The sequence below is a fragment of the Christiangramia aestuarii genome (assembly GCF_009735585.1).
Classification (GTDB): Bacteria; Bacteroidota; Bacteroidia; order Flavobacteriales; family Flavobacteriaceae; genus Christiangramia; species Christiangramia aestuarii.
On record NZ_VJVW01000184.1, the window covers coordinates 1 to 353 of the forward strand.

Genomic DNA, 353 nt, shown 5'->3' on the forward strand with positions numbered 1-353 from the left:
CAGGTCGCTGAGCAGGGAGAAAGCGACGTTCCACGATTCGCGCGAATTGCGGTCGACGTAGCCGTTGCCGCCGCTGCGGCTGACGTCCAGGCGCACGAAGTGCTTCGGCTCGGGGCCGATGCCCAGGGCCTGGTTGAAGCCGAAGGCGACTTCCGAATCGTCGTAGCTGCCGTAGCGCACCCGGCCTTCCATGAAATCGCCGTAGCGGTCGGCGAGCTTGCTGATGTAGTCCAGCGAGCCGCCGACGGCACCGGCGCCGTTGAGGAAGGAGGACGGACCGCCGACCAGCTCGACGCGGTCGACGATCCAGTCGTCCAGCGGACGCATGGCGCTGCTGTATTGCACCGGAATGC

At 66.6% G+C, this 353-nt stretch carries 1 protein-coding gene; it reads right to left on the reverse strand.

Annotated elements, in window-relative coordinates; genetic code table 11:
* On the reverse strand, positions 1 to 327 hold a 327-nt coding region (locus FLP08_RS17465), incomplete at its 3' end, for a hypothetical protein (protein WP_202912826.1).
* Between the last annotated feature and the right edge of the window lie 26 nt (positions 328 to 353).